This is a genomic window from Vibrio sp. 10N.222.49.A3 (assembly GCF_041475145.1).
Taxonomy (GTDB): domain Bacteria; phylum Pseudomonadota; class Gammaproteobacteria; order Enterobacterales; family Vibrionaceae; genus Vibrio; species Vibrio tasmaniensis_A.
Genome location: NZ_JBFRVM010000219.1, coordinates 1 through 8,799, shown reverse-complemented (window position 1 = coordinate 8,799; position 8,799 = coordinate 1). Strand labels below are relative to the sequence as shown.

The following is an 8,799-nucleotide window of genomic DNA, read 5'->3' as shown; positions in this document are numbered from 1 at the left end:
GGGTTCATGGGGCGGATACCGTTTCTTTTGGCTAAAGCTGGTTTACTTGAGGGATTAGCAGTCACGACTCATTGGGAAGATATTTCTGACTTAGCGTTACAGTTTCCATGTTTAGATGTGATCAGTGATAAACGATGGGTGACATCAGGTAAATTTACAACTTCTGGAGGGATTTCTGCAGGTATAGATATGAGCTTACATTTAGGATCAGTACATTACGGTCTGCAATTTTCCTCGAAAGTAGCGCGTCAAATGGAGTACAGTTGGCATGAATGTACATAACTAACCCTTCTAAAATGATTCAACATATGTGGCATTTCTCAATGCCGTACTCAGGTGTGATTTAAAACAAAGGACACAATATGGAAGTAAGGTTAGTCAAAGGTTCCGATCCTAAGTTCGCTGAATCGATCACTAAAACGAATATGGCGAGTTACTACCAAGCTCGTGGCATCGCTTGGGGTCATAGCCAGTTTTTACGCAGCTGGGATGAACTGGATAACTATGAAGTTTATGTAGGGGATAGCCGTATTGGTGTTATCCGCTTCAGTTACAACTGTGATACAACGTTTCTTAGGGACTTGCAGATATTAGCTGAATATCAAGATAGAGGCTTTGGTTCGAAGTGTCTGGATCTAGCTATTGAACATGCGAACAATCAATCATCGGCTCAGTTAGTGTTGCGAGTGTTCAGTGAGAACCCCGCTATTAAGCTTTATCAATCAAAAGGTTTTACTCAGTTGTCTGAAGTGAAAGGACTCGTTGAAATGGAACTGATTTTAGGAAGAACTATGGACACCATTATCAAACAAGCAATCGAATTGCGAAAAGAAGAGAAGTACCAAGAGTCACGTGACTTGTTGGCAACGCTACTCACTGATGAAAATTATGCCGCGAAAGCGCACTTGCAGATCGCGTGGTCTTACGATAATCAAGGTAAAGAGCGACAGGCGATTGAGCATTATGTGCTATCTCTGTCTGGCGTGCTTTCTTCAGTAGAGCGTTTTGATGCGCTGTTCGGTTTGGCGAGTACTTATCGAAGCCTTGGTCTTTATGCAGAGGCTTTAGGCTATTTCGAACAGACTATGGCTGAGTATCCTGACTCGATAGAAGTGAAACCTTTCTACGCAATGTGTTTGTACAATTTAGGTCGCCATAAAGAGGCGACGTCGCTATTACTTGAGCTTTTGGTATCTACGACTAATAGCGATGCGATTAAAGAGTACCAACGCGCGATCTCTTTATATGCTCAAGACTTAGATAAAACTTGGTAAGCCGCTGCTTATAAAAATCATGTACTAATATAGAAAAAGCCTAAGCATCAATAGGATACTTAGGCTTCAAGAATTCGGTTTTAGTTTTGGTTTGAGTTTAAACCGTTACTCTGAAAGTTCTTTACGAACGATCTCTGCGCCAGCGCTTAGCGCATTGAGCTTAGCTGAGGCAATTTCACGAGGAAGGGGAGCCATGCCGCAGTTGGTGCACGGGTAGAGCTTATCGGCATCAACATACTTCAGTGTTTCTCGTAGAGTGTCGGCAACTTCTTCTGGTGTTTCAATTGAATTGGTTGCAACATCGATAGCACCGACCATCACTTTCTTACCTCGAACGAGCTCAAGCAATTCAACCGGAACATGAGAGTTATGACACTCTAATGAGATGATATCGATATTCGATTGCTGAAGCTTAGGAAATACCTCTTCGTATTGGCGCCACTCGGTACCTAGTGTCTTTTTCCAATCCGTATTTGCTTTGATGCCGTAGCCATAACAAATATGGACTGCAGTTTCACACTTAAGCCCTTCAATGGCTCTTTCTAAACAAGCAATACCCCAATCGTTCACGTCATCAAAAAATACGTTAAACGCAGGCTCATCGAACTGAATAATATCAACACCAGCAGCTTCTAACTCTTTTGCTTCTTCGTTAAGGATTTTTGCGAACTCCCATGCTAGCTTTTCACGGCTTTGGTAATGCGCGTCGTAAAGCGTATCTATCATGGTCATTGGCCCCGGTAGAGCCCACTTAATTGGTTGATCCGTTTGCTGGCGTAAGAACTTAGCATCTTCGACAAAAACCGATTTTTGACGAGAAACAGGGCCAACGACTGTTGGTACACTCGCATCGTAACGGTCGCGAATTTTAACGGTTTCACGCTTCTCAAAATCCACGCCATTCAAGTGTTCAATGAAGGTTGTTACAAAGTGCTGACGTGTCTGTTCGCCGTCACTCACAATATCAATACCGGCTTGTTGCTGGTCTTGAAGAGAGACACGTAGCGCGTCTTGTTTGCCGTCGGTTAATTCGTCGCCTTCCAGTTTCCATGGAGACCAAAGTGTCTCTGGCTGTGCTAGCCAAGATGGCTTAGGTAAGCTGCCTGCTGTTGAAGTCGGTAATAATGTTTTCATAATTTATACTGCCTATCCTTGGTGATTTAAGAGCGTAATTGCTCGATTAAAGCGCGTAGTTGGCAGACCAGTTCTCTAGAACTGACTGGTATGGCTTAATGAAAGTCTCTTCTGCGAATTTACCTTGTTCGATAGCTAATTTGCTTCGTTCTTCTCGGTCATACACGATTTGAGTTAGCGAGTGATCCAAGTTTTTCAAGTTTGGTTGGTAGCAGTTACCTGCAACCGCATTCGCGTTGTAAATCTCAGGACGGTAGATTTTTTGGAATGTACCCATGGTGCTGATGGTGCTGATAAGTTCTAGGTTTGAGTAATCGTTCAGTAGATCACCAAAGAAATAGAAAGCTAGAGGTGCAACACTGTTTGGCGGCATGAAGTAACGAACCTGTAAGCCCATCTTCTTAAAATATTGTTCAGTTAAAGAAGACTCATTCGGTTGGTATTCAAAACCTAATACTGGGTGTTGGTTTTCAGTACGGTAATAGGTTTTATTATCTGACACGCTTAAGCAAATAACAGGTGGTTTATTAAAGTTCTTTTTGTAAGCGTCAGAGTTAACGAAATATTTAAAAAGCTTGCCGTGTAAATCCCCAAAATCTTCCGGAATGCTGAATTTCTCTTGGCCTTTATTATGATCCAATAGACGTACGCTAAAGTCATAATCTCGAACATAAGAAGAGAAGTTATTTCCGATAATGCCTTCAATACGCTCGTTGGTTTTACGGTCTAGAATATTGGTTTTCAGTACTTCAATGGAAGGGAATGCTTCGCCGTTGCTTTCAATGTCCATATCAACAGAAATGATTTCAAGCTCTACAGAGTAACGATCGCCCTTTGGGTTGTCCCAGTGTGCTAATGCGTTGAAACTGTTGTCAATCATCTGCAGTGCATTGCGCAAGTTTGCTTGGCGGCTGTCACCACGCGCTAAGTTAGCGAAGTTGGTGGTGATACGTGTGCTGTCCGCAGGTTGATAGTTCTCATCGAGGCTAATGCTCTTAATTGTAAAATTAAATTCTGTATTCATGTTGATCTGATATCCCAATCTGTTGTCTGACTTTCGCGGTCTTTAGAATTAAAATTGCTTTTATTTTTGCTTGTGACCGGATTAATAGTTGAAGGCAATACTGTATGAAAAATTAATACGGTATTAAGTTAATCGCTTGGTATTTTTATACTTGGTTCGATAAATGATTAACAATGGTATTCCTTCACATTCAACATGAGGAATATTCATGATCTATTATGTTTGAAAATATTAGGTGGTGTCAGTTATATTAATTGGCTTGATGGAAATATAACCACATTAATAGTGCGTTATTTAAGACAATTAATTTAATTAAGAGATGGACGAAATGAGTGAGTTGCTGTTGTTGATTTTATACTGTGCATTATTAGGCAGTGGTGTTGGTTTTCTTGCCGGACTTTTGGGGATTGGCGGAGGGCTTATCATTGTACCTGTGTTAAGCAGCATTTTACTTCACTTAGAAGTTTTACCTGCTGACCAAGTGGTCGTTGCAGCGATTGCGACTTCCTTGGCATCAATCTTGTTTACCTCAACTTCTTCTGCGCTTGCTCACCACAAAAATGGAAACGTGCCTTGGGATTTGGCACCTTGGATCATGTTGGGTGTTGCTCTGGGTGCATTGATTAGTGGCTTTATGGCGGCTCTTTTACCGGAAAAAGTGGTTCGTATTGTGTTTGCCGTAAGTGTGGTTCTTATTGCGATCAAGATGTTCTTAAGCAGCAAAAATGACGCGCCTAAAGAACGAAAGCTACCGGACAAGGGCGTACTAACGGTTCTTACAACTATTACGGGCGGCTTGTCAGCCATGATAGGCATTGGTGGTGGGGCATTGCTGGTTCCGCTATTGACGTTCTTCTCTGTCGATATGAAAAAGGCGATTGGTTGTGCGTCGGCTTGTGGCATTGTTATCGCGTTGTTTGGCTCGATAGGTTACATCAGTTCAGGCAGCAGCCACTTTGCTCTAACAGACGGTTTTGCTGGCTTTGTTTATTTGCCTGCGCTGTTGGGCATCGTGTGCACATCTTGGTTTACAGCTCCGCTGGGCGCAAAAGCAACTAACCATTTACCGGTTCCAACGATTAAGAAGATCTTTTCGGTACTGTTGGTGGTTATTGCAGCAAGCATGGTTGCTCGTTAATTAAAGAATTCAGTAACCTGTAACTGAATCAGTTTCTTTATTCATTAGACATTTAGGTGCGAAAAAATGCATGTAAATGTCTAATTGCGATCTGAGCCCTCCAATAACATGAGTTACTCCTTTTAATGCATCATGGCTCATAATAAGATTGTTCGCGTTTAGTAAATATTCAAATGTGGTCAAATACTTATCTAAAGGAGCGAGCGATGGCACGAGAAATTTCATTTAAGGGCAACGGCCCACGTTGGAACGTGGCTCTATCAATGACAATAAGTTACGTGATCGCATCTTTAGCTATCAACTTGTTTTATCAGACTGAGCTCCAGTTTTTCCCTTTTGTTACTTCTATCTTAATCATGATCGCTGTCTATGCTTTGATCTCCAAGTTCACCCGAAGACATTTATCTTTAGTCGGTGAAGACATACATCTACATAACGTTAAAGCGAACTTGGTGATCAAAAACACTGTCTTTTCTCGTCAGTATATTCAGGTTAAATCACTGACTAAAAATGGCTATTACAAAGTGAATGTTCACAAAGGACAGGTTGATAAATCTGATTGGGAAATGCTGTTAAGCAAGGCCACGCAGCAAAACGTTTAACGCTAACGCTTCATGGAATTCATTAATATCAGGATGTTCTATCAATATGATCACCTTGATAAAACATTGTTATTTAACCCAATTCACTGCTATAGCTAAATGTACCTTGTTTGATTCAACGGAATGCTATCAGTGAGTGATTTATGGATCCTTTAACGCAGGGCGTGTTAGGCGCTTCTTTGGCACAGTCAGCAAGCAAAAAACAACATTTGGTTGTTGCTGGGGTATTAGGGCTACTTTCTGGATTGGCTCCAGATCTAGATGCACTGATTAAGTCTCAAAGTGATCCTTTGTTGGCTTTGGAGTTCCATCGGCAATTTACTCATTCACTCTTCTTTATCCCCATTGGCAGTTTGATCTGTGCCTTTGTTCTACATCATCTGATTGCAAAAAGGCGCGGGCTTACTTTCAAGCAAAGCTGGCTGTTTTGCGCTCTGGGTTATGGCACTCATGCACTGTTAGACGCTTGTACCACTTATGGCACGCAGTTACTTTGGCCTTTGACTAATGCGCGTTTTGCTTGGAATACCATATCAATCATCGATCCTGTTTATACGCTGCCCATCTTAGTTTTGCTTGTGTTTGCAACGTTGAAACGAGCACCTTGGCTAGCACGTGTTGCGTTTGCTTGGGCTCTAATTTATCCAACATTAGGGATGATACAAAGAGATAGGGCAGAGGCGATTGGGTGGCAATTAGCGGAACAAAGACAACACACGCCGATTCGATTAGAGGCAAAACCGAGCTTTGCGAATATCTTGGTTTGGAAAGTGGTGTACGAAACAGAGGCTCATTATCATGTAGACGCAGTGCGGGTTGGCACATCGGTAAACGTATATCCAGGAGAGTCGATCGCTAAGCTGAATGTTAGCAGGGACTTACCTTGGCTTGACCCTAATTCACAACAAGCAAAAGATATTGAACGCTTCCGCTGGTTCTCTAATGGTTATATTGCTCAGGACCCAACGGACGAGTTGCGTATTATCGACGTCCGATACTCAATTGTACCGAATCAAATGAAAGCACTTTGGAGTATCAAGTTATCAAAATCTGTTGATGCCAATTCGCATATAAAATACGAAACTCATCGAGACAACACCCCAGAGTCGAGACAGATTTTCTTCGATATGCTCACTGGCGATAAATGATCTATGTCTAGAGAGTAAAAAGGCTGAGTCAGATAACCTGCTCAGCCTTTTTTATTCGTTTGTTTAACAGGTCGATGTTGCATCGCTTACATCACATATATTAATAAAACTGATAGTGCTTACATTTATAAGTGTGATTTATATCTCTATCCATCTTATGAATACTTTCTAAGCTTAGTTGGTTTTTTATCTAATTAAACAGAAGGTTATATGATAAATAGAATAATAACACTAAGTGGCGTTGCATTACTTTGTTCAGTGAGTGCGCATGCGCAAATGCAAAATGGAAGTTTCGAAAGCTGGGAAGGAAACGTACCATCTGGATGGAGTGTGATTGACTCCGGCATTGCAGTTTCACCCTCTAACGTACCTGTTAATAACGGCAGTTTCTCTGCGCAAGTAACAGTGAATACAGGCACTCAAAGTAATACCGATTTTCTGCAAACGATACGTGTTGAACAAGGGAAAACTTATGATTTCTCTGTCGATGTTTACCACACGGAAGGCAACGTGAAAGCTCGCCTTTTTGTTGATGGCTATTTAGGCTACTCGAATAATGGTTTAACGAATCAGTGGCAAGCATTGACTCACTCGTACAGCGCTACGAGCACTAAAGATATCGTTGTGGGCGTACGATTTTATGATGATGCAGGTTTTGATGGTTCGGAAGTGGTGTATTTAGATAACTTTCAGCCGACGGAGACTCCACCCACACAAAGCTGCAATGACACAAGTGCCGCACTCACGCTAGTGACGGATAACTATGGTTCTGAAACCAGTTGGTCTCTCAAAAACTCAGTTTCTCAAACTCTTTATTCTGGTTCAGACTATCAAAATAACACCATCAATGAAGTGGAAATGTGTTTAGCGGATGGTAGCTACATCCTAGAAGTCTTAGACTCTTATGGAGATGGAATGTGCTGCAGTGTGGGGAATGGTTCATACAGTTTATCGGTAAACGGAACCGTTGTGGCATCTGGTGGTGATTTCCAAGCAAGTCAGAGTACAGAATTTACAATTGGTGGTTCAACTACACCACCAACTGAACCACCAGTTTTAGGTGAGTATTATAAAGACGCTGAAGGCAAAGTGGGCTTTGCGTTAAAAACGGCCTTATATCAAATTATTGATAATCATAGCAGTCAGGGTTACACCGCTATTTGGACGTTGGTGTCTGAGGCTGACCTAGACGCATACTATGACACTGATGGGTCGATTCTCGATATGTATTCGGAGAAACCTTCAGGCTCTGATTCAATCCAATTTACTAAGGTGGCCGATCAATGTGGTCAATACAGCAAAGAAGGTGATTGCTACAACCGTGAGCACTCATTCCCGAAAAGCTGGTTTGGTGGGAAAGTCGAGCCAATGAACTCTGACGGTCACCATTTATTTGCCACTGACGGCTACGTTAACTCGAAACGTAGTAATTGGCCATTTGGTGAGGTGAGTAGCGCGACATACACATCAAGCAATGGTTCTAAGTTAGGCAGCGCAGCGAACTCTCTTGGTTATGTGGGTACGGTGTTTGAGCCAATTGATGAGTTTAAAGGTGATTTCGCAAGAGCATATTTCTACATGGCAACACGTTATGAAAATGAAATCGCTAATTGGGAAGGGAACTCTACAAGCTCTGATGCCGTTCTGGATGGAACCAATACAACCGTTTTTGAACCTTGGCTACTTACTATGCTAAAGCGTTGGCATTCTGAAGATCCAGTAAGCCAAAAAGAAATCGACCGAAATAAGGCAGTACATGATTTTCAAGGGAATCGTAATCCGTTTATTGACCATCCAGAGTTTGTAAGCCAAATCTGGGGAAATTAATCGGAATATAACCACCATGACAATGGCTTCATGATTATTGAATTGAGCCCAATCCTTTGTTTGGGCTTTTTTATTGAGGGGCATTAGAGAGCATGATTTTAAATATTTGAAAAAGCATATTGTCAGAAGACCCGTATACTTGTCAGTGGTCTGCACCATCAATACTGGACGCTACGTTAAGCGACTTTCCATACCTTTAGTTATCTCTGAATTGTTAATTTAGGGGAAGCTGTAGATCATTTATGCCCAAAAGTGAGCCGGAGAGGGATTGAACTCAGTTTTAAACCCTGCAACTTGCCTTACTTTTCCTCATGCCTAAAGATCCAACAATGTAGCTAAATTTTCTAATCCACAACAGACTGATCTTAAATCACAGTTACGCACGAATATGTTGTTCAACTATTTCTCGGCTATTGAATAGTAGAGAACTAAAGGGAAGTTTTGATTGATAACGTGCCTTGAATCGGAAGCAATGTGTGCTGGCACGTTATTAAAATGTTATATTTCTTATCTCTGGTATGATTTGCAATCTTCACTTTTTAGTATAAATTGCACTTTAATAATTTATAACTATATGAAATTAACATGAATCAAGAAGCCTCAATTGCTGGACAAGCGGTTTACTCGAAGAAAGTACCGGCGTTTTTCAAGG

The 8,799-nt window shown here is 41.5% G+C and carries 7 protein-coding genes and 2 pseudogenes; 7 read left to right on the top strand and 2 right to left on the bottom strand.

Annotation, left to right across the window (positions count from 1 at the left end; genetic code table 11):
- The 3 genes and pseudogenes from AB4589_RS23400 to AB4589_RS23390 form a co-directional block, all read left to right on the top strand.
- A pseudogene (locus tag AB4589_RS23400) lies at positions 1 to 282 on the top strand (DJ-1/PfpI family protein); the annotation flags it as partial.
- Between the two features lie 80 nt (positions 283 to 362).
- Positions 363 to 794 (top strand): annotated as a pseudogene (locus tag AB4589_RS23395) (GNAT family N-acetyltransferase); the annotation flags it as partial.
- Positions 792 to 1,274, top strand: coding sequence for a tetratricopeptide repeat protein (locus AB4589_RS23390; RefSeq protein WP_029222928.1), 483 nt, complete (start codon positions 792 to 794; stop codon positions 1,272 to 1,274). The pseudogene AB4589_RS23395 and the gene AB4589_RS23390, both read left to right, overlap by 3 nt.
- Before the next feature lie 105 nt (positions 1,275 to 1,379).
- Here AB4589_RS23390 and AB4589_RS23385 read toward each other — a convergent pair whose 3' ends face one another.
- Positions 1,380 to 2,408 (bottom strand): methionine synthase, encoded by a 1,029-nt coding sequence (locus tag AB4589_RS23385; RefSeq protein WP_009846559.1) that lies wholly within the window; start codon positions 2,406 to 2,408, stop codon positions 1,380 to 1,382.
- 46 nt (positions 2,409 to 2,454) lie between these two features.
- Positions 2,455 to 3,432, bottom strand: coding sequence for a DUF1852 domain-containing protein (locus AB4589_RS23380; RefSeq protein ID WP_029222927.1), 978 nt, complete (start codon positions 3,430 to 3,432; stop codon positions 2,455 to 2,457).
- 328 nt (positions 3,433 to 3,760) lie between these two features.
- Between AB4589_RS23380 and AB4589_RS23375 the strand changes: the two genes are divergently transcribed.
- From AB4589_RS23375 to AB4589_RS23360, 4 genes are all read left to right on the top strand, one after another.
- Entirely contained in the window at positions 3,761 to 4,570 is an 810-nt protein-coding gene (locus AB4589_RS23375) for a sulfite exporter TauE/SafE family protein (RefSeq protein ID WP_372101796.1), read from the top strand.
- Positions 4,571 to 4,743: 173 nt separating this feature from the next.
- On the top strand, positions 4,744 to 5,172 hold the full coding sequence (locus AB4589_RS23370; RefSeq protein ID WP_372101795.1) for a hypothetical protein: 429 nt from the start codon (positions 4,744 to 4,746) through the stop codon (positions 5,170 to 5,172).
- Between the two features lie 143 nt (positions 5,173 to 5,315).
- Positions 5,316 to 6,320: a metal-dependent hydrolase gene (locus AB4589_RS23365; RefSeq protein ID WP_372101794.1), complete on the top strand. Its 1,005-nt coding sequence runs from the start codon at positions 5,316 to 5,318 to the stop codon at positions 6,318 to 6,320.
- Between the two features lie 210 nt (positions 6,321 to 6,530).
- Positions 6,531 to 8,147 carry an endonuclease gene (locus tag AB4589_RS23360; protein WP_122047129.1) on the top strand — a complete coding sequence of 539 codons (1,617 nt, stop codon included), beginning with the start codon at positions 6,531 to 6,533 and terminating at the stop codon, positions 8,145 to 8,147.
- The last annotated feature ends 652 nt before the right edge of the window (positions 8,148 to 8,799 follow it).